At 51.5% G+C, this 21,172-nt stretch carries 14 protein-coding genes and 5 tRNA genes; 1 reads left to right on the top strand and 18 read right to left on the bottom strand.

Translation table 11 applies throughout. The features are described 5' to 3' along the window. Window positions 1-12: 12 nt before the first annotated feature. The 18 genes from ltrA to Q8M98_09560 all read right to left on the bottom strand — a co-directional run bounded on the left by ltrA (window position 13) and on the right by Q8M98_09560 (window position 16,357). Entirely contained in the window at window positions 13-1,329 is a 1,317-nt protein-coding gene (ltrA, locus tag Q8M98_09645; GenBank protein MDP3115021.1) for a group II intron reverse transcriptase/maturase, read from the bottom strand. Window positions 1,330-2,075: 746 nt separating this feature from the next. Beyond that, window positions 2,076-2,546 (bottom strand): 30S ribosomal protein S7, encoded by a 471-nt coding sequence (rpsG, locus tag Q8M98_09640; GenBank protein ID MDP3115020.1) that lies wholly within the window; start codon window positions 2,544-2,546, stop codon window positions 2,076-2,078. A 15-nt stretch (window positions 2,547-2,561) separates the two neighbouring features. Then, window positions 2,562-2,942, bottom strand: a complete 381-nt coding sequence (rpsL, locus tag Q8M98_09635; GenBank protein ID MDP3115019.1) for a 30S ribosomal protein S12 — start codon at window positions 2,940-2,942, stop codon at window positions 2,562-2,564. 48 nt (window positions 2,943-2,990) lie between these two features. Then, the gene (gene rpoC / locus Q8M98_09630; GenBank protein ID MDP3115018.1) at window positions 2,991-7,469 is read right to left on the bottom strand and encodes a DNA-directed RNA polymerase subunit beta'; all 4,479 of its coding nucleotides are present in this window, start codon (window positions 7,467-7,469) and stop codon (window positions 2,991-2,993) included. 10 nt (window positions 7,470-7,479) lie between these two features. After that, window positions 7,480-11,259 carry a DNA-directed RNA polymerase subunit beta gene (rpoB, locus tag Q8M98_09625; protein ID MDP3115017.1) on the bottom strand — a complete coding sequence of 1,260 codons (3,780 nt, stop codon included), beginning with the start codon at window positions 11,257-11,259 and terminating at the stop codon, window positions 7,480-7,482. 208 nt (window positions 11,260-11,467) lie between these two features. Then, a complete protein-coding gene (rplL, locus tag Q8M98_09620; GenBank protein MDP3115016.1) occupies window positions 11,468-11,839 on the bottom strand; it encodes a 50S ribosomal protein L7/L12 in 372 nt (123 codons plus the stop codon). 31 nt (window positions 11,840-11,870) lie between these two features. Then, a complete protein-coding gene (gene rplJ / locus Q8M98_09615) occupies window positions 11,871-12,407 on the bottom strand; it encodes a 50S ribosomal protein L10 (protein MDP3115015.1) in 537 nt (178 codons plus the stop codon). Between the two features lie 13 nt (window positions 12,408-12,420). Continuing rightward, window positions 12,421-13,125 (bottom strand): 50S ribosomal protein L1, encoded by a 705-nt coding sequence (gene rplA / locus Q8M98_09610; GenBank protein ID MDP3115014.1) that lies wholly within the window; start codon window positions 13,123-13,125, stop codon window positions 12,421-12,423. 40 nt (window positions 13,126-13,165) lie between these two features. Then, window positions 13,166-13,597, bottom strand: coding sequence for a 50S ribosomal protein L11 (rplK, locus tag Q8M98_09605; GenBank protein MDP3115013.1), 432 nt, complete (start codon window positions 13,595-13,597; stop codon window positions 13,166-13,168). Between the two features lie 26 nt (window positions 13,598-13,623). After that, window positions 13,624-14,166 (bottom strand): transcription termination/antitermination protein NusG, encoded by a 543-nt coding sequence (nusG, locus tag Q8M98_09600; protein MDP3115012.1) that lies wholly within the window; start codon window positions 14,164-14,166, stop codon window positions 13,624-13,626. A 4-nt stretch (window positions 14,167-14,170) separates the two neighbouring features. Next, the gene (gene secE, locus Q8M98_09595) at window positions 14,171-14,356 is read right to left on the bottom strand and encodes a preprotein translocase subunit SecE (protein MDP3115011.1); all 186 of its coding nucleotides are present in this window, start codon (window positions 14,354-14,356) and stop codon (window positions 14,171-14,173) included. A 45-nt stretch (window positions 14,357-14,401) separates the two neighbouring features. Next, a tRNA-Trp gene (locus Q8M98_09590) sits at window positions 14,402-14,477 on the bottom strand. 19 nt (window positions 14,478-14,496) lie between these two features. Further along, complete coding sequence (gene rpmG / locus Q8M98_09585; GenBank protein ID MDP3115010.1) at window positions 14,497-14,643, bottom strand: 50S ribosomal protein L33; 147 nt, start codon at window positions 14,641-14,643, stop codon at window positions 14,497-14,499. A 16-nt stretch (window positions 14,644-14,659) separates the two neighbouring features. Further along, complete coding sequence (gene tuf, locus Q8M98_09580; protein ID MDP3115009.1) at window positions 14,660-15,841, bottom strand: elongation factor Tu; 1,182 nt, start codon at window positions 15,839-15,841, stop codon at window positions 14,660-14,662. Between the two features lie 145 nt (window positions 15,842-15,986). Next, window positions 15,987-16,062: transfer RNA gene (locus Q8M98_09575), tRNA-Thr, on the bottom strand. Between the two features lie 32 nt (window positions 16,063-16,094). Then, window positions 16,095-16,171, bottom strand: a tRNA-Gly gene (locus Q8M98_09570). An 18-nt stretch (window positions 16,172-16,189) separates the two neighbouring features. After that, window positions 16,190-16,275, bottom strand: a tRNA-Tyr gene (locus Q8M98_09565). Window positions 16,276-16,282: 7 nt separating this feature from the next. Continuing rightward, window positions 16,283-16,357, bottom strand: a tRNA-Thr gene (locus Q8M98_09560). A 457-nt stretch (window positions 16,358-16,814) separates the two neighbouring features. Between Q8M98_09560 and Q8M98_09555 the strand changes: the two genes are divergently transcribed. Beyond that, entirely contained in the window at window positions 16,815-20,975 is a 4,161-nt protein-coding gene (locus tag Q8M98_09555) for an endonuclease (GenBank protein MDP3115008.1), read from the top strand. The last annotated feature ends 197 nt before the right edge of the window (window positions 20,976-21,172 follow it).

Raw genomic sequence — 21,172 nt, 5'->3', positions numbered from 1 at the left:
AAAACAGGTATCTCATGTAAGAGACCGGCATAATTCACTGTGGGCTTCGGTTAATGAGAAAAACCCCCAGTTATCAAAGATTTTGTTATGGTATTGCAGATTATCCATGTTTGTCGCTATACCTTTGCGTTTTTCATGCTTCTTCAGGATACTGCGAAGTCTTTGTCTTACCCAACCGTCTTGTTCGGGAAAGCTGTTCCGGTGACAGAGATTGAAGTATTCAAACCATCCTCTTTGGATTGGCTTGAGCTTTCCAATGATGGCTTGAAGGCTGTGGGCATTGCTACGTCTGGTCTTTTTCCTGATGTTGTCTCTGAACTTACGGATACTCTTGTCGGACGGGAATTTCATCCCTTGTTTGAATTTGTATCCGAGATACACAAAGATATCTTCATCGGTGTTTATGATCTTGGTCTTGGTCGGATGTAGGATGAGACCTACTGATTCCGTCCATTCCCGAATCATTTCCAGAGCATTCTCTGCTTCGGCTTTCGTTTTGCACATCACTACAAAGTCATCCGCATAGCGGGTCATCGAAAAGCCTTTGGATGCCATTAACCAATCTAATGGATTCAGATAGATATTGGCAAGCAAGGGGCTGATTACCGCTCCCTGAGGCGTGCCGGTTTCCGGCGTCCAGCTTGATGCTGTGTCTATCACCTTCTGTGAGAGATATTTCTCCAGCAAAGCCAGAATCCGGCTGTCGGCAATCTTTTCTTCTACCAGTTGCATCAGCTTGTCCTGCGGGATGCTGTCAAAGTAGCCCTTCAGGTCTGCATCCACCACATATTTGTAGCCTTGCTCCAGTAGTCCATCGACTCTTCTGATTGCATCTTTACATGATCTGTGGGGACGGAAGCCATAACTGTATTCGCAGAAGTCCTGCTCAAAGATCGGTTCGATTACGTTCCGTAATGCGGTCTGCACCACTCTGTCCGTGACAGTTGGTATTCCCAATGGTCTTTTCTCCTTGCTGCCTGGCTTGTCAATCCATACCCGTTTTACACCGGCTGGTTGATATTTATCGTTCTTCAGTAGCTCAGAGCTGCGGTTAAGACGTTGTGCAGCGTGTCTCCTATAGTGCTTGATACTGACGTTGTCAATACCGGCACTGCCTCGGTTTGACGCTACCTTCTTCCAGCTTGACCAGAGGTTGGGTACGTAGTACACCTTGTCGATCAAACTGAACCATTTTCCACCTTTGACTCCTCTTTCGAGGGCTGCCAGCATTTTGTCCGTCCATACCAATGGTTCTACCCAGTCCCATAGGGGCGGGATATCTCGTTCTTGTTTAGCCTGTTCCGACACTGACGACCGTTGTTCTTCCATTGATACTCCTTTCAAAATCTGTCTTCCTGTGTCCCTTCGCTCCTCTTGGGTTATGTTGTCCCAAGTATCTACACTAATATGGACACTCTGACTCCTGCCATTGTCTCAACCCCAATGGCAGGTCTCCCTGCTTAACGATACTTACCTTCTTGACCATTCCGTCTCCAACCACATGATAGCTCCTGAAACGGCTTCAAATGCTACGTTCTTCAACCTTTCAGGTCTTCCCGGAGGGAGACAGCAGTTCCACCCGCTGTGCCATTTCCGGGTCTTAGTCTTCGCCTTGCATCCGGAGGCTCGACAACTTGTCCTGCCGAATCGAGTTCGTTATCCTACGGACTGGTCATTCGCTTCCAGTTGCTCTCCACCCCACCTCACGGTGACGCAGTTACCTTCGGCTACAGAGTTTTAACGGTGCTCTGAACAGGACTTTCACCTGTCTGATATGTATCGCTCACAGGCGCACGGAAGCCGAATTCCGATTCGGCTGTGGGGAATCGGAATTCCCCACCCCGTGCTATCTTGTGTCGCCCCTGATGGGGGTTGTCGCGTTGAAACCGACGGGGACGTCGGTAATTCCATATTCTGTCCTACGGACTGGTCAAGGTTGAGCCTCATCTCTCAATTCTCAATTCTCATCTCTTCCCCCCCTTTCACTCCGTGCGGATAAAAAAAAAGAGCGGGATCAAGCAGATCCCGCTCCGGTTTTAAACAATGCCAAAACGGTATGTTTCAGCGGTTGATGATTACCATTTGAGGTGGGCGAAGGCTTTGTTGGCTTCCGCCATTTTGTGGGTATCCTCGCGTTTTTTGATTGTGTTGCCTTCTTTTTTAAAAGCCGCGATGAGTTCGCCGGCAAGTTTTTCGATCATGGTTTTCTCGCTGCGGGCGCGGGCATAGCCGATCAGCCAACGGAAGGCAAGGGCACGACCGTTTTTCTCGTTCACTTCCGTGGGGATTTGATAGTTTGAACCACCGACGCGGCGGGAAACTACTTTCACCAGGGGGCGAACGTTGTTGATGGCGGTTTTGAAGACTTCCAGGGGTTCCTGTTTGGTCTTGGTCTGGATGATGTCGAAGGCGCCGTAAACGATCTTCTCGGCGATGCTTTTCTTACCTTGTTTCATCAGGCAGTTCATAAACTTGGTGACGACGATGTCGTGATACTTGGGATCCGGCAATACTTCACGGATGACGGCTTTTCTTTTTCTTGGCATGTTTCATATCCTCCGTTATTTCTTGACCTTGGGACGTTTGGTTCCATATTTGGAACGGGAATTCAAGCGTTTTTCGACGCCGGCGGAATCGAGAGCTCCGCGAACGACGTGATAACGCACGCCGGGAAGGTCTTTGACACGACCACCGCGAACGAGCACGATTGAGTGCTCCTGCAGGTTGTGGCCTTCTCCGCCGATGTATGCTGTAACTTCAAATCCGTTTACAAGACGGACACGTGCAACTTTGCGCAATGCTGAGTTCGGTTTCTTGGGCGTTGTCGTGTAAACACGAGTGCATACTCCGCGCCTTTGCGGACATCCCATGAGCGCCCTGTTCTTTTTCTTTTTCTCGATCTCAGTTCTGCCTTTTCTTATCAGTTGATTGATGGTTGGCACTGATAACCTCCATTTTTATTTGTCTGGTTTGTTGTTGTGTAATACATCTTAGAAATCCAGTATATCTTCGGCTTCGCCGGAGACTTGCGGATGTCCAAATTCAGCGATGATCTGCGCGACAGTCTTGCCGGAATTGACGGCATCGGTGAGCAGGTTGTTATAGACCTTGGTACCGGTTCCCACAGGGATGCGGTGCCCGAGGATGATGCTTTCCTTGAGACCTTCGAGGCGATCGACACGTCCTTCGATGGCGGCTCTGGTGAGCACCTTGGTGGTTTCCTGGAAGGAGGCGGCGGAAAGCCAGCTATCCGTGAGCAGCGAGGTCTTGGTGATGCCCAAAAGCAATTGTTCAAACTGCGCGGGGATTCTGCCAAACTGAATGGCTTCGCTGTTTTCCTTTTCCACTTGGATCTTGTCCACGATGTCGCCTTCAAGGAAGGAGGTGCTGCCGCTATCCGAGATGCGCACTTTTTTAAACATCTGGCGGATGATGACGCTGACGTGTTTGTCGTCTATCTTCACGCCCTGTTTGCGGTAGATTTCCTGCACTTCGTTGAGGATCATCATCTGGGCTTCGATGATACCTTTGACCAGCATGTCGTGGGGGTCCAGAGGTCCGTCCGACAGCGCGTCTCCGCTTTCCACAAAGTCGCCCTGGTGGACGATGATGCGTTTTCCGGAAGGGATGGAATATTTGCGTCCGGCAAGGGGTTGATCTTCCTTGACGGGATCGCCGGTGGCAACGATGCTTTCCTGCATGTCGGGAATCTTCATCACTCTGCCGCAAAGCGGAGCGCCGGTTTTGATGCTTTCGCCTTCGGAAACGATGAGCTGCAAGCCTTTGGGAATCTTGTATTCCACGGGTTTGACGTTGCGTTTTGCCACTTGGACGATTTTGGTCTTACCTTCCTCGATGATCGTGCATTTTCCATCTTTCTCCGAGTAAACTGTTTTCTCGGTCAGGACGGCGATCTGGTTGAGGAGATCGTCCATCTGCACCACGATCTTGCCGTCGCAGGGAGCGAAGATGCCGTTTGCGGGAGTCACGAAGATGTCGCGTCCGGTCTTTTTCAAACCGCCGATAGTAACTCTGCCGTCGATGTCGGAAATCTTTGCCTTGTCCTTGGGGACGCGGGCTTCAAAGATATCCTGCACTCGTGGCAGACCGCCGGTGATGTCGCGTTGCTTGATCGTCATCCTGGATGTTTGACCCAGAATGTCGCCGGTATGGACATAGCTGCCGTTTTCGACTCGCACTACAAGTCCCGATGGCAGCGGGATATAGACGATTGTTCCGTCATCGCCAACGACCTTAAACTGTGGTTGTTTTTTGCGGTCTTTGGATTCGATGATGGTGATATCCCTGGTGAAGGTGATATCATTATATTCTTCTTTAAAGGTGATGTCTTTGATAAAATGCTCATTATGCAGTACGCCTTTGGCGGTGGATATGAGCGGATTGTTAAATTGATCCCAGCTCAGGAGCACGGTGTTCATCGCTACTTTCTGTCCATCGCGGACGTGGACTGTAGCGGCATATTCCACCTTATACTCTTCTATGATCTTGCTATCGTCCTCTTCGTCCAAAATGTGTATCTTGCCCAAGTGGCTGACGGAGATGAGCTGGTTGTCGGTATTGGTGACGGTATTCATGCGGTCGAATCTGATGATGCCGTCCTGGCTGGAAGCCACTTCGGCAAGTTCGGTCGCTGTCGATGCCGCTCCACCGATATGGAAGGTTCTGAGCGTGAGCTGAGTTCCGGGTTCGCCGATGCTCTGGGCAGCGATGATGCCAACCGGATCACCAATTGTGGCGGGTTTCTGGGTGGCAAGATTGCGTCCATAGCAACTGGCGCAGATGCCGCGATCGGCTTCGCAGGTGAGAGTGGAACGCACGTGCACGGAAATAATTCCATGGTTGGTGATGGTGCGCGCCATCTTATTGCTGACCTCTTCACCGGTGAAAACGAGAGTCTTTCCGGTGACCGGATCGATGACGTCTTCGGCGACAGTTCTGCCCTGAATGCGTTCTGCAAGTGTCTGCACGACTTCGTTGCCTTCTTTGAGGACGGTCATGTGCACGCCGCGTGAGGTTCCGCAATCTTCCATGGTAATGATGGCGTTTTGCGCCACGTCCACCAGTCGTCGGGTTAGATATCCGGCATCGGCAGTTTTGAGCGCCGTGTCGGCAAGACCTTTTCTGGCGCCGTGGGTGGATACGAAGTATTCCAGGACGGTGAGACCATCGCGGAAGTTGGATTTGATCGGAGTTTCGATCACGTCTGCGCCGCCGCCGGAGCCGATCTTGGTGGGTTTATCCATCAGACCGCGCATTCCGCCGAGCTGTTTGATTTGGTCTTTACTGCCGCGGGCGCCGGATTTGAACATCATATAGATGGAGTTTAATCCGTGGCGGGCGTGGGAAAGCTCTTCCATCATCTCGTCGGTGACGCGGACGGTGGTTTTCTTCCACAGATCGACGATACGTCCGAAACGCTCGGTTTCAGTGATTCCGCCCTTTTGGTGGAGGTCGAAGACCTTTTTGACCTCTTCTTCGGACTGCCTAATGATCTCGTCTTTGCGGGCGGGAACGACGATGTCGCTGAGGCTGAAAGTCACTCCGGCACGGGTGGCATAGCGGAAACCAAGTTCCTTGAGTTCGTCCAGGATGATGGCTGTGCGCCACTGGCCGACGGCGTCGAAACAGAGCATGGCAAGGTCGTTTAGTTTGCCCTTGTCATAGGTGATATTTTGATAACCGACTTCCTGGGGGATGATCTGGTTGAAGATCAACCGACCGACGGTAGTGATCATATAGATGTTTTCGATGCGGACACGGATCCAGGTATGCAGGTCGAGCCCACGTTCAATCACCGCTTCGCCTTTGACGGAGCAGAGTTGTTCTTCGGCTTCGTAGGCGGCGATGACTTCGTCCGATGAGTAGAAATGCCGCATCTTGGTGAAATCTTCCGGCTGGGGATATTCTTCCATGGTCAGATAATAGCAGCCCAAAACGATGTCCTGGTTTGCCGCCATGGCGAGGCGTCCGTTTGCGGGAAGCAGCAAATTGCGAGTGGAAAGCATAAGCACACGCGCTTCCACCTGAGCTTCAAGGGATAGAGGCACATAGACGCCCATCTGGTCGCCGTCAAAGTCCGCGTTGAAAGGAACGCAGACCATGGGGTGAAGCTGGATCGCCTTGTTGTCCGTCAAGACCGGCATAAATGCCTGAATGCCGAGCCGGTGCAATGTGGGCGCGCGGTTTAGCAGCACAGGATAATCTTTGATCACCTCTTCGAGGATAGACCAGATCTCAGGTTGCTTTTTCTCGATTAGTTTCTTGGCGTTTTTGACCTTGTCCACTTCGCCCATCTTTTGCAATCTTTCGATCAGATAGGGTTTGAAGAGTTCGACCGCCATTTCCTTGGGCAAACCGCATTGATAGAGCTTGAGCTCAGGCCCCACAGTGATCACGGAACGGCCTGAATAGTCCACGCGTTTCCCCAAAAGGTTTTGGCGGAAGCGTCCTTGCTTGCCTTTCAATTGATCGGTGAGAGATTTGAGCGGGCGGTTGCCTCTGCCGCGGACAGGACGCGGTTTGCGGGAATTGTCGATGAGAGCATCGATCGCTTCCTGCAACATGCGTTTTTCGTTGCGGAGGATGACCTCGGGCGCGCGGATCTCAAGCAATTGCTTGAGACGGTTGTTGCGGGTGATGACCCTGCGGTAGAGATCGTTGAAATCCGCAGTGGCGAATCTGCCGCCTTCGAGCGGAACCAGTGGTCTCAGCGTGGGGGGCAAGACCGGCAGCGCTTCCAGGATCATATATTCCGGACGGTTGCCGGATTTGATGAAGGCGTCCACGATCTTTAGCTTGTTGATAAGTTTCTGTTTGTGGAGGGTGGCTTTCTCCATCTTGAGCCGCGAACGGATGTTGAGCGCTTCGTTTTTGAGGTCGATGCGCGCTAATAGTTCGCGGATGGCTTCCGCGCCCATCAGAGCAATGAAGTTGTCCCCAACTTTGTCTTTTATTTCGTAATATTCGTCCACTTCGATCAGTTCAAATTTCTCATAGGGACTGTCGCCCGGATCGATGACGATGTATGATTCGTAATAGAGCACGCGTTCGAGATCCTTGATCGTCATATCCAGCAGTGTGCCGATCTTGCTCGGCGCGCTTTTGACAAACCAGATATGAGCGATGGGAACCGCCAGGTCGATGTGCCCCATGCGGGTTCTACGAACGCGGGAGGTGGTGACGAGCACATTACAGCGATCGCACACCGTGTTTTGGAAACGTTTCTTTTTATACTTACCGCAAGCGCATTCATAATCCCGCTCAGGTCCAAAGATGCGTTCGCAAAAGAGACCGTCCTTTTCGGGCTTGAGAGTGCGGTAGTTCAATGTATCCGGTTTGGTCACCTCGCCGTGAGACCATTCGTTGATGATGGTTTCCGGAGAGGCGATTCTGATCCTAACGAAGTCATAGTCGTTGGGTCTGATTTCTCGTCTTGTATCTTTTAACACAATTCCTCCCCTATTTATCGTCGGCTTCTTTGATAAATTCAATATCAAAGCCGAGCGATTTCAGTTCGCTGATCAACACGTTGAAGGATTCCGGAATGCCCGGGGGCGGCGGATTCTCACCGCGTGTGATTGCCTTGAAGGCATTGTTGCGTCCATCGACGTCGTCGGACTTGATGGTGAGCATCTCTTCCAAGAGGTGGGCGGCACCATAGGCTTCCAGAGCCCAGACTTCCATTTCTCCCAGTCTCTGACCGCCGTGCTGGGCTTTTCCGCCCAAGGGCTGTTGAGTGATGAGCGAATAGGGACCCGTCGAACGGGCGTGCATTTTATCCGCGACCAGGTGGTTGAGCTTCATCATATAGATCACGCCGACCGTGACTCTTTCCTTGAATGGTTCGCCGGTCTTGCCGTCATAGAGCTTTTGCTTGCCGTCGGTGGCCAAACCTGCCAGCGTCAGTTCGTTTTCGATGTCCTGCATGCCGGCGCCATCGAAGATCGGAGTTTCGACCTCGAAGCCAAGCACACGGGCAGCCATGCCCAGGTGGGTTTCCATGATCTGACCGATGTTCATACGGGAGGGTACGCCAAGCGGGTTGAGAACGATGTCCACTGAGCTGCCGTCTTCCATAAAGGGCATGTCCTCGATGGGAGCGACGATGGAGATGACACCTTTGTTTCCGTGCCTGCCAGCCATCTTGTCTCCCACTTCGATCTTGCGCTTTTTGGCGACATAGACCTTGACCATCTTGCGGACGCCATATTGGAGCTCGTCTCCGTGTTTGATACGTTCGCGGGATTTGCGGTAGAGGTTTTCGCTTTGCTCGAGTGAATGCTTGATCTTGAGAATGATCTGGGTGTAGATGAGCTCGTTGGTCTGAGCGCTTTCCACAAGTTCGACGTCCAGATCAAGCTTCTTGAAGTTGATGCGGGTGACATCTTCCTTGTTGATCTTTTTACCGGGAGCGATGAAATAGGCATTGGTCTTTTCGTCCCAGATGATCTTGGCGGTTTCACCGAGCAGAGCGGCAGAGAGTTTCTCTTCCTTGAAATCATCCACTTTGTTGCGGCGGACGGCAAGGTCGTTTTTCAGTCTCTGATACTTATCGTCCTTGTCTTCTTCGAAATCGCTGCCATCTTCCAGACGGGAAAACACTTTGACGTCGATGACGACGCCTTCCATACCCGGTTTGGCTTTGAGCGAACTGTTGGTGAAATCCCCCGCGCGATCTCCAAAGAGGGCGCGCATCAGGTTTTCTTCCGGAGAGGGATCGATCTCGATGCTCTTGGGTGTGACCTTTCCGACGATGATATCACCGGCGTGGATCACTGAACCGACGCGGACGATACCGGTCTTATCCAGATTTCGCAGCGCGTGTGCGGGTACGTTTGGAATATCGTATGCCAGTTCCTCGCGTCCGTTTTTGACATTGCGTACCAGCACTTCCATTTCTTCGATATAGATGGAGGTGAGGGTGTCCTCGCGGGCGACCTTTTCACTGAGGATGATGGCGTCTTCATAGTTGTATCCATACCAGGGCATGAACGCGACCAGGAGATTCGTGCCCAGCGCGAGACGGTTGTCTTCCACACAGGCGCCATCTGAGATCGGCTGCCCCTTTTTGACTGCGTCGCCGACTCTGACGGTGGGTCTCTGGTTAATGCAAGTGTCCTGATTGGTACGGACAAATTTCTTGAGGTGGACTTTGTTGCCTTCCGCCAGATAGAAAGCTTCGTCCTTTTCATTTGTGGGCTTGATTTCGACATAAGCGGAGGTGACGTTTTGCACGATCCCGTCATAGGGTGCCACGGCGATGCTGAAGGTGTCCATGCTGGCGATCTTTTCCATGCCGGTTCCGACAAGCGGCGCCTGCGGATTGATCAACGGCACTGCCTGACGCTGCATGTTTGATCCCATCAAGGCACGGTTAGCGTCGTCATGCTCGAGAAAGGGAATCATCGCTGCGGAGACGGAGACCATTTGCTGCGGGGACACATCCATGTATTGAACTTGTTCGGGGCGCACCTGAATGAAATCTCCACGTTCGCGGGCAAAGATAATCTCATCGATGATCTTGCGTTTATCATCCAAGCGGACGTCGGACTGGGCGATGATATATTTCTCTTCCTGCGCGGCGTCGAAGAAGTCATAATCATTCGTCACAAAACCGTTTTCCACCTTGCGATAGGGGGTTTCGATAAAGCCGAGACGATTGATCCGCGAATAGATCGAGGGAGACACGATGAGACCGATGTTTGGTCCTTCCGGTGTCTCGATCGGACACACTCTGCCATAGTGGGAGGAATGGACGTCGCGCACTTCGAAACCGGCGCGCTCTCTTGTGAGACCACCCGGTCCAAGAGCCGAAAATGCCCTTTTGTGGCGAAGTGCCGCCAGCGGATTGGTCTGCTCCATGAACTGGGAGAGTTGACCAGTCAGGAAGAAGGATTGCACCACGGAAATAAGGGCGTTGCTATTGACCAGATCGTGAACGGTGATCTCGTCTGTATTGGAGATCGCCATGCGTTCCTGGATGATCCTTGCCACCATGCTCAAGCCGGAAGTATATTGCTCCTGCAAGAGTTCGCCTACGGTGCGTACGCGCCGGTTGGCGAGGTTGTCGATGTCATCGATCTCGTCCTGGTCGTTATAGATATTGATGAGGGTTTTGAAGATATGGACAAAATCTTCCACGCACAGTGTAAGCACCTTGTTATCGACATTGATGCCGAGACGCGTGTTTATCTTATAGCGTCCCACTTCACCCAGATTATAGCGTTTTTCGTTGAAGAACATGCGGTCAACCAGTTGTCTGGCTGCTTCCAGAGGCGCGTCTTCACCAGGACGGATCAGGCTGTAGATCTTTTTCAGAGCATCTTCATGATCGGTGGTGGGGTCTTTGGCAATAGTGTTTTCAAGCACTTTGCGGGCGATTTCGAAATTGTAATCGATTACTTCTACATGCTTAATCTTGTGGGTTTCCAGAGTTTTGATCAAGTTGTCCGAAACAACTTCATTGGCGATCGCGATCGGTTCGGGATTACCCGCAACCTTGACGTCGCTAAAGAGATGGCGGCCTTTCGCCTCTTTCAAATTGAGAGTTTCACTTGCGTAGAACACTCTGCGCAGATCCTCGTTTGAGGAAATGCCGATGGCGCGCAATAGTATGGTCACCGGCAATTTGCGCCGTTTGTCGATATGGACATACATCACATCGTGGATATCAATGTCAAATTCCAGCCATGAACCGTTATAGGGTATCACTTTGGCGGAATATAGCGTCTTTCCGCTGGGGTGTTTTTCTTCGGAGAAGAAAACCCCTGGAGATCTCTGCAACTGGGATATGATGACTCTTTCCGCACCGTTTACGATGAAGGTTCCCTGCTCCGTGATGAGCGGGATCTCTCCCAGGAAGACGTCCTGCTCGATCGTGTCTTTGTGTTCGCGGACTTCCTCGACCTGCTCAAAAATGCTCAGGCGCATTTTCGCTTTCAGCGGGGCCTGATAGGAGAGGTTGCGTTCGCGGCACTCCTCTATCGTGTATTTTTCCTGCAGGACGTTGTATTCCATGAATTCCAGCAGGAACTTCCCCTTAGAGTCTTCGATCGGAAAAATAGCCTCGAAAACGGCTTGCAGCCCGGCTCTGCTCCGGCGCTGAGGATGTATATCCTTTTGCAGAAAGTCATTGAATGAATCCACTTGCATTGCCAGAAGATTGGGAATCTCCACTTCCGGGATTCCCAGCTCGGCAAATCTTGCGGATATACGGGAATAACTTTTGATATTTCTCAAAAGCTCACTCCTTTGAGGTCTTTAAAACCTACGCATGCTTGAGGTTGGCTTGTGCGTTTCATGCTACTGAAGTCTGATGAGGCGGCTCTCCGTATTGCAGGAGGGCGGCTCTCAAATCGTATCAAAACTTGTGTCATAATTAAGCATAATTAGTCCAAAAAAAGTCCCTGGGGACTTTTTTTGGACGTATGTGAAGGGAGGGTGTCCCTTACTTGAGTTCGATAGTAGCACCGGCTTCTTCGAGCTTCTTTTTGACCGATTCGGCTTCGTCTTTGCTGACTTTTTCGACAACCATTTTGGGCGCGCCGTCAACAAGGTCTTTGGCTTCTTTCAGGCCAAGTTTGGTGATTTCGCGCACGACTTTGATGACGTTGATTTTCTTGTCGCCAGAGCTGGTCAGGATCACGTCAAATTCGCTTTGTTCTTCTTTGGCTTCAGCGGCTGCGGCAGGAGCGGCTGCGGCGACGGGTGCGGCGGCTGATACGCCAAAGATATCTTCCATTTGTTTGACCAGTTCGGAGAGCTCGAGTACGGTCATCTCCTTGATCAGGTCAATAACTTGTTGCTTTTTATCGGACATTTGTTCCTCCAGGAATATATAATTATTTTGGTTAACTGGCTTCTGCCTGTTTATTTGCTATAGCATCCACAGCCAGGGCAAATTTGCGGATGATCCCGCTTGCTACGCCCACAAAGTTGCTGAGCGGTGCGTTTGCGGTGCACAGCACTCTTGCGAGGAGTTCTTCGCGGGAGGGAAGTTTCGCCAGGGCGATGAGCTCTTTCTCGTCCAATATGTGTCCTGCCACATATCCTGCTTTGAATCTCGGAAAGGCTGCGTCTTCCATCACTTCTTTCAAGAATTTAATCAGCTCCCGTGCCGGTGATACTTCGTCAATATGACAAACCGCCACCGCGGTGGGACCCAATAAATGAGCGTCTAACTCGGTAATCCCCAAATCGTTGAGAGCCAACTTGATGAGGGTGTTTTTTTGAACGAAGTAATCCACGTTGCTGGCACGATATTGCCTGCGAAGGTGATTGACCTGTTCGATGTTAATTCCCTTGTAATCCACCAGTACAATCGCTTTGGCGCCACTAATTCTGTCTTTTAAGTTCTTGACAATGTCATACTTAACATTTTGAACCATTTCTCATACTCCCTTAGCTTTTAGCTTCCAAGGTTGCGCTTGCGACCTGTAATTTGATGCCGGGTCCCATGGTCGTGCAGATCGTGATGCTCTTGATAAAGACGCCTTTCATCGTGGCGGGGCGTTCTTTGAGGATCGCCGACAGGATGGCTTTGAGGTTTATCTTGAGCTTGTCCGCACTGAAGCTGACTTTGCCAGCGGGGATGTGCAAATTGGCAAACTTATCTACGCGATAGGTCACCTTGCCGCCCTTGGCTTCGTCAACCGCTTTTGTGATGTCCATGGTCACGGTTCCGACTTTGGGATTGGGCATCAGTCCTCTCGGACCCAGCGCTCTTCCCAGTTTACCGATACGTGCCATCAGGTTTGGAGTGGCGATCACCATATCGAAATCGAACCAACCGCCCGAGATCTTATCGATGAGTTCATCCAATCCAACGTGATCGGCGCCAGCTTTTCTGGCTTCCTCTGCCTTGTCGCCTTCGGCAAATACGAGAACGCGCACGGTCTTCCCCGTTCCGTGGGGAAGCACAAGCGAGTTGCGGATCTGCTGATCGGCTTTACGAGGATCAACGCCAAGATTGAAATGAACTTCGACCGTCTCGTCAAATTTGGAAGCCGGAAGGGCTTGCAAAATCTTCAAGGCTTCGTCGAGATCAAATCGTTTCTGGCGATCATACATCGAATAGGCATGGCTGTACCTTTTACTATGTTTCATTGACTCTCCTTTATGAATACGTTCTCCTGCATAGGAAGCATCAGTCTTCTACCACGACGCCCATGCTCCTTGCAGTGCCTGCGATCATACTCATAGCGGATTCAAGGGTATTACAATTCATATCTTGGATCTTAAGCTGAGCGATATTGCGCAACTGATCCCGGGAAATCTTTCCGACCTTGGCTTTATTCGGTGTGGCGGAGCCTTTTGCCAGCCCAGCTTCTTTTTTGATCAGGATCGCCGCGGGCGGCGTCTTGATCTCAAAAGTGAATGACTTATTCTTTGCAACTGAGATGACGACGGGAAACACCATTCCCGGCTGGTCTGCGGTCTTTTCATTGAACTGACGGCAAAATTCCGGGATATTGACCCCTGCCTGCCCCAAAGCGGGACCGACCGGCGGTGCGGGTGTGGCTTTCCCAGCGGGAAGCTGCAGTTTAATTATCACGGCTACGTTTTTTGGATTTGCCATTTTTATCTACCTCTATATAATAACATTTATTTCTTGATCAGCTCGACCTGATTGGCGTTGAGCTCCACCGGAGTCCTTCTGCCAAATACGGTGACGTCGATCACCAGCTTGGTTCCATCGTCTGCAGCCTTTTGCACGATGCCTTCAAAATCCGTGAAGGGTCCCGCGATCACGCGGACCATGTCTCCCGGCATAAAGCTGAAGGTTTTGGCATCCATATCCCGGTCGCCGATGCCGAGCAGTCTATTGACTTCGTCTTCAGGCAGGGCGATGGGATCTTTCTTATCTTTGCTTTGTCCCAGAAACTTCGTGACCCCGGCAATGCCCAAAATATAAGTCTTGAGCTCCGGCGTCAGTTCCGCTTCGATGATCACATAGCTGGTGAAGAGCTTGCGCTCACGTTCGATCTTTTTGCCTTCCCTGATGATAAAAGTCTTACGGACGGGCACGAGGATCTGACCTACCAGATCTCTCAAGCCGGTTCCTTCCAGACCCTTTTCGATCGCGGTCTTCACCTTGTTTTCATGGGACGAGTAGGTATGGAGCACATACCATTTCATGCTTGACATAAACTTAGAACAACAGGTTGATTATATTATTGAAACCCAGATCTACGAGGGACAGAAAGATCGCCACGATCGTGGACATCACTATCACCACGGTAGTGCCTTCTTTCAGATCGTCGTATGAGGGCCAGGTTACCGATTTCATTTCGGAGCGAACATCACGGAAAAAGCGAGTGATTTTCTCGATTTTCATTTTATACCAATCTTATCGTTTTTTACGGCGTGGCGCTGATCGAAGTGGCAGGACAGGCAGGAATCGAACCCGCAACCCCCGGTTTTGGAGACCGGTGCTCTACCAGTTGAACTACTGTCCTGCAACACTATTTCAGGCGCTTAGCGCTGTTTGTGAACTGTGTGTTTCCGGCAACTGGGGCAGAATTTCTTCAGCTCCATTCGGTTCGGATGCTTGCGTTTGTTGCGAGTAGTCGTATAATTACGATTCTTGCATTCTTCGCAGGCAAGGATGATGATATCTCTCATTTTTGATCCCGCGGGATTAGTCGATTACGGATGAAACCACGCCGCTGCCGATGGTGCGTCCGCCTTCGCGGATGGCGAAACGAAGTCCCTGTTCCATGGCGATGGGGGTGATCAGTTCGGCGGTGATTTCCACATTGTCGCCGGGCAAGACCATTTTGACGCCTTCAGGAAGCTCAAGGCTGCCGGTCACGTCCGTGGTTCTGAAATAGAACTGGGGACGGTAGCCGGTCTGGAAGGGTTTGTGGCGTCCGCCTTCGTCCTTGGTCAGAATGTAGGTCTGGCCGATGAATTTGGTGTGGGGTTTGATCGATTTCGGCTTTGCCAAAACCATGCCGCGCTCCATGTCGTCTTTCGCTAAGCCGCGAAGCAAGATGCCGATGTTGTCTCCGGCTTGGGCTTCATCAAGAAGCTTGCGGAACATTTCGACTCCGGTGCAGGTGGTTTCGAGGGTGTCACGAATACCGACGCGTTCGACCTTATCGCCGACCTTGATGACGCCGCGTTCGACTCTGCCGGTGGCAACGGTGCCGCGACCGGGAATCGAAAATACGTCTTCAACGGGCATCAGGAAAGGTTTGTCGGTGGCGCGTGGGGGTATCGGAATATAGGAATCGACCGCGTCCATCAGTTCCTGGATCTGGGCTTCGCCTTCGGGATCCCCGTTGAGGGCTTTCAAGGCTGATCCCCGAATCACGGGAACGTCACTCGGGAAGTCATACTTCTCGATCAGCTCACGCACTTCCATTTCCACGAGATCAAGCAACTCTTCGTCATCGACGAGGTCGCACTTATTCATGAAAACGACGATACTTGGCACACCGACCTGACGGGCGAGCAGGATGTGTTCGCGGGTCTGGGGCATGGGTCCGTCATAGGCGCTTACGACGAGGATGGCACCGTCCATCTGAGCGGCACCGGTGATCATATTTTTGATATAGTCGGCATGACCCGGGCAGTCCACATGGGCATAGTGGCGATTTGCGGTTTCATACTCGACGTGTGCTGTTGCGATAGTTATACCGCGGGCTTTCTCTTCCGGTGCGTTGTCGATACTATCGAAAGAACGGAATGTAGCGCCGCCACTCTTGCTCAAATACAAAGTAATCGCTGCGGTGAGCGTCGTTTTGCCATGGTCGATGTGACCAATCGTACCAACGTTGACGTGTGGCTTGTTACGTACGAATTTCTGTTTTGCCATTGTTCCTCCTGGAATTCTCATTCCATGTCGTGTTTATGTTGTTTTCAATCCTTATGGAAAAGTGGCGTCGGGCTTGTCCGGCAAAGACAAAACCGCCACCTTCAATCAGGTTTCCCAGATTGCATTCCATACTTAAAAAAAGGTCTGGAGCTCATGATCGGATTCGAACCGATGACCTCCTCCTTACCAAGGAGGTGCTCTACCTGCTGAGCTACATGAGCTTTTTTTATACGCTGCTCAGGTCTCAAAAAAATGGAGCGGGAAACGGGGTTCGAACCCGCGACCCTCAGCTTGGAAGGCTGATGCTCTAGCCAACTGAGCTACTCCCGCTTCACATCTTGAAAAATATGGTGGACAGGGAAGGATTTGAACCTCCGCAGACTTGCGTCGCTGGGTTTACAGCCCAGTGCCATTAACCACTCGACCACCTGTCCACAACTATGGAGCCGATGAAGGGAGTTGAACCCCCAACCTATTGATTACAAATCAATTGCTCTACCGTTGAGCTACATCGGCGGCATGTTTTGCCAATCAATTTGAGCACCTGTTTTTTGTCAATAATTTTTTCTCTTCACTCTATGCACTGATGTCTTGAAAACCACGAAAAAATAGCCGCGAATATTGTCAAGCGCCTTGACCGCGCGAGTCTGATTTTATGCTTCCATGAGGCATAAACCGACCACACAGCCATTTATGCGGGCATCGCCGGAAATGCTCCACACCGGTATCGATCACATAGCGTATGCGCGGGTGTCACACACGCGAGGACTTTTGACGGGAGAAGGGGAGGACAGACCCATATCATCTTCTCCCAGGAAATCCCCAGTTTGCAGTTGACAGTTATCGCGGGCTCAGTTTTGTGGCTCGCCACCTTCGCGATGCAGGTTCTTGTTCAAATTGGAACTGGACTTTTTAAAAACGCGGAGTATATTGTTATACATAGATTTAATATCGCAAACTAAGGAATGATAAAATGTTTAAGAAAATGATGCTAATTATGCTTGTCCTGCTGACTGCTTCGATCATCACCGGACAATACGTCGTGAATTTTGAAGGCACCGGCGAGACGAAAACCGCCTATGCTTCGGAAACCGTTACTCTCAGCGGAATCCAGTGGAACCTGAACGAAGTGTTGATCGGCACCGAAACCGCAGAACTGATCAACGGAATCCGCTCCGCCAGGTTGCGAGGCTATGGCATCAGCGTGATGACCATGCTTGCCAACAAGGACAACGGCATCGGCACGCTGAGTTTCAAATACCGCAGATACAACGCAATCGACACCCAGCGTGCATGGAAAGCCGAACACAGCGCAGACAACGGAGTCACTTGGATCCAGGCGGGTGCAAACTTCACCGCCAATGCGGATATACAGATATTCTCTGCCGAAGTGAACATCTCCGGCACCGCGAGGATCAGAATCAAATCCGTCCTTGAAACCGGAACGAGCAATAATCGCATGAACATCGACGACATCACCCTCACCGATTTCGTGCCTGCGGAGCCTGCGATCATCCTCAATCCCAATATTTTATCCGGCTTTGCCTACGTGCTGGGACAGGGTCCTTCCGTATCCCAGTCCTATCAGATCAGCGCGATAAACCTGAGCCTCTCCACCGGATACATCAGTGTCAGCGCCTCCGCCAGCTTTGAAATCTCGACGGACAACAGCACCTTTTCCACTGGATTCAACCTCCCCTACAATAGCGGAACCATTTCCACCACCACGCTTTACGCGAGATTGAAAGCCGGCTTGCAAGCGGGCACTTATAGCTCGGAAAACATCACTCACTCGGGTGGCGGAACGATCGGTCTTCTTGGTGTGAGCGGGAACGTCAGCTCTCCCGTGATCCCTTACGGGGCCGGTGGCTATCAGGAAAACTTCGCGTCCTTTGTAAGTCTGGCGACCCTCCCCTTCGGTTGGACTTTGAGCGATACCTACAGCTATCTCGGAGATTTTGGCACTGGTAGCACCGGCGGTTTGCGCGGCAACGGAGTTTTCGGCATGCAACTCACTGCTTCGGCTCCGAACATCAACCTCACTGCCACGCTCCGCTTGCAAAATCAGACCGGAAACACGGTCACCAGATTCAATTTCAGCTATATGGGCAGAGTGGCGCGTGTCGATCAACCTGGCACGCCAAAATGGATCGTGAGGGTGAACGGCACCGTGATCCCGGAGCTCGAATATTCTACCGCGGATGGAATCAACGCCTTGCGCAGCACCGTAATCAGCGGATTAAACATCGCTCCTGGGGAGATCATCACTATTACCTGGTTCACCACCAGCACCGGAACCACCAACACCAGACGCCAGATCGGCATCACGGACATCGATATCAACACCACTTTCATCTTGAATCCCCAAATCATCATCAACGCCGAGCTCATCCCTTTCCAGACAACCCAGGGCACTCCTTCCACGCCGCAGAGCTATTCGCTTTCCGGCAGCGACCTCAGTGATAACATCCTCATCACCGTCCCCAACGGATTCGAGATATCTCATAACGGCGGAACGTCTTACGTAGGCTCCGTCTCATTGCCTCCAACTTTCAACGGACAAATACTGGTGAGAATGACCGGAATCCTTGCCGGAACTTTTGGTGCAAGCATCATCCACAGCAGCACTGGAGCACTGACCCAAAACCTTGGTGTGGTCGGAACCGTGTCCGGAGCATCAAGCTATGCCTCCAATCTCTTCTTTTCAGAATACATCGAGGGAAGCAGCAGCAACAAGGCGCTTGAGATTTTCAATGGCACCGGGGCAACTATCGACCTCTCCCAATACAAGGTGGAGCTCTATGCCAACGGAGCGTCCACACCCACCAGTTCTCTGATTCTGAGCGGAAACCTCGATCACGGCAGGGTCTATGTGATCGGTAATTCATTAGCCGCACAGGCGATCCTCTCCATTGCCAACATCACCCACGCAGTGACGAACTTCAACGGCAACGACGCCCTGGTGTTGAGAAAAATATCGGATAACTCCTTTGTGGACATTTTCGGGGTGGTCGGAAACGATCCCGGAACCGCCTGGACGGGGGATGGAGGATATACAACGTTCGATCGAACCTTGCAGCGCAAACCGGAAGTCTCATCCGGAGTGACAATCAATCCCACAGGGACGGGCCAATTCGCTTTCACGACCCTTACTACGCAGTGGAATATGTATCCCCAGGACACTTTTTCTTATCTTGGCGCGCATGAGTTTTCCGGCAGCGAAACTTTTGTAAGACCCACGATCCAGGCTTCGAGTATCGTCGCTTACTCTGCCAATTTTGAGATCACTCTCGAATGGACTCCCGGAAATGGCGCTCGCCGGATGGTCAAGATCAATACGACAAATAGTTTCAACGCTCCCGCGGATGGCAGCTATCCCGCTGCGAATCCAATTTATTCCGGCTCCGGCGAACAAGTGGTTTTTAACGGTGCCACCCAGATCATCGAAGGCGCTCCCATCAACGGCTGCTCAGTTTCGAACCTGATGCCAAACACCACTTATTGGTTCCGCATCTACGAATACAACGGAACCGGCGCATACACGCTCTACAACGTCACCACCGCGGCAAACAATCCCCTCTCCGCCACCACGACGAATACCCAGAGCACAGGATATTATGCGGACATCAGCGGTTTCGGCTCGACGCTTAAAACCAACCTTCACCTCCTGCTGCGAACAACCCACACCACCAGATATTCCTACGACGCGCTCTGGACACAGCTCCCATACACCGATGAAGACCCCAACAACACGGACAATATCATCGAGATTTATACCGGATGGAGCGTGCCCAAAACTTTCTATGGCGGCGGCACCACCCAGTGGAACAGAGAACACACCTGGAGCCAGAGCCACGGTGACCTTGGAGAAGTCCCTCCAGGCGGCACGGATTTGCATCACTTGCGTCCCTGTGATTCCACGGTCAATTCCGCCAAAGGCAACAAGGATTTTGACAACGGCGGAACGCTCTATACCGACGGCTCTCCTTATCCCGGATATCCCGGAGACACAGGATGCTACACCTCAACCTATACTTGGGAACCGCGGACTCAGGACAAAGGCGACGTGGCACGCATGATCATGTATATGGCGGTGCGCTATGAAGCCACGGACACCTCATATAACCTGGAGATATTAGATCAGACAAACACAAGCGGACCAAACTACGGCAAGCTTTCAACCCTGCTCAATTGGCACATACAAGACCCGCCGGACCCCCGTGAAATGCAGAGAAATAACCGCATCTTCGAACGGCAGGGAAACCGCAATCCCTTCATCGACGAACCGCTCTATGCCCACTATCTCTGGTCTCCCGTCCCGCAAAACCCCACCAACGTTTCCCAGACGGGTTTCACGGCAAATTGGTCCACTCCGATATCCGCCACCAAATACTTCCTGCAGGTGGCGACCGACAGTCTCTTTACCAATTTCGTGACCGGATACGCGAACTATGATGCCTTGCTGACCACCTCAAAAGTGATCTCGGGGCTATCCAACTCCAATACCTACTATTATCGGTTGCGCTCCTACTTCATTAGCGGCTACAGTATGTATTCACCCTTCAAGCGCGTAATTCTTTATTCGCCTGCGGTTATGGCAACTATCACTCCTTCAGCCCCCCTGAATGAATATAACCTGAATAATGTCACCATCTCAATCACGCTCTCGAACACGAGCTTTACAGACAACGTCCTGCTGCTGAGCAACTTCACGTTAAACAACGCCCCCGCGGGGTTAAGCGTTGCATCAGTTCAGTATCTGAGCACGATCACAGCAATGCTCACCCTCGCTTTTGACGGCACGGATTTTGATAATAACATCGCGTCTTTCAGCATCACGATCAATTCCTCCGAGATCAGCTATTCGGCGAATCTGATCTCCTCCGCCATCGCCATCACCGCTTATGTGGAAAGCCTCGTCACGATCGATATCATGGGCGCACAGATCATTATCAATATCTCTCCCGTGGTGAATGCCGTTTCCTACCGGATTTTCTCTGCTTCCGATCCTAATGCCCTATTCACGGATTTCACTTTACAGGGAACTTTTGCCCCCGCAGAACCGACCAGATGGAGCATGCCGCTGGGAACCGAAACGAAAAGGTTCTTCCGCGCGGCGGCGACAAGAAACTGAGCCTACGTTTGCACGTCTCACTTTAAAGGAGAGATGAGGTAAGCCATATAGACACCTATGATAGGGGTAGGGGAGTTATCCATTACTGGCTCCCCTCCCTCCGAACCGTACGTGCGGTTTTCCCGCATACGGCTCTCCAGAAAACAGGTATCTCATGTAAGAGACCAGCATAATTCACTGTGGGCTTCGGTTAATGA

Source organism: Candidatus Cloacimonadaceae bacterium (assembly GCA_030693415.1).
GTDB lineage: Bacteria > Cloacimonadota > Cloacimonadia > Cloacimonadales > Cloacimonadaceae > JAUYAR01.
Note: the sequence above shows the minus strand (reverse complement) of the source record. Positions and strands in the feature narration are given on the sequence as shown.

What these genes read in the sequence shown, in the direction of transcription:
- ltrA (MDP3115021.1), bottom strand. Translation starts at nt 1,329, where the DNA reads ATGGAAGAACAACGGTCGTCAGTGTCGGAACAGGCTAAACAAGAACGA.
- rpsG (MDP3115020.1), bottom strand. Translation starts at nt 2,546, where the DNA reads ATGCCAAGAAAAAGAAAAGCCGTCATCCGTGAAGTATTGCCGGATCCC.
- rplL (MDP3115016.1), bottom strand. Translation starts at nt 11,839, where the DNA reads ATGTCCGATAAAAAGCAACAAGTTATTGACCTGATCAAGGAGATGACC.
- rplJ (MDP3115015.1), bottom strand. Translation starts at nt 12,407, where the DNA reads ATGGTTCAAAATGTTAAGTATGACATTGTCAAGAACTTAAAAGACAGA.
- rplA (MDP3115014.1), bottom strand. Translation starts at nt 13,125, where the DNA reads ATGAAACATAGTAAAAGGTACAGCCATGCCTATTCGATGTATGATCGC.
- rplK (MDP3115013.1), bottom strand. Translation starts at nt 13,597, where the DNA reads ATGGCAAATCCAAAAAACGTAGCCGTGATAATTAAACTGCAGCTTCCC.
- nusG (MDP3115012.1), bottom strand. Translation starts at nt 14,166, where the DNA reads ATGTCAAGCATGAAATGGTATGTGCTCCATACCTACTCGTCCCATGAA.
- secE (MDP3115011.1), bottom strand. Translation starts at nt 14,356, where the DNA reads ATGAAAATCGAGAAAATCACTCGCTTTTTCCGTGATGTTCGCTCCGAA.
- rpmG (MDP3115010.1), bottom strand. Translation starts at nt 14,643, where the DNA reads ATGAGAGATATCATCATCCTTGCCTGCGAAGAATGCAAGAATCGTAAT.
- tuf (MDP3115009.1), bottom strand. Translation starts at nt 15,841, where the DNA reads ATGGCAAAACAGAAATTCGTACGTAACAAGCCACACGTCAACGTTGGT.
- Q8M98_09555 (MDP3115008.1), top strand. Translation starts at nt 16,815, where the DNA reads ATGTTTAAGAAAATGATGCTAATTATGCTTGTCCTGCTGACTGCTTCG.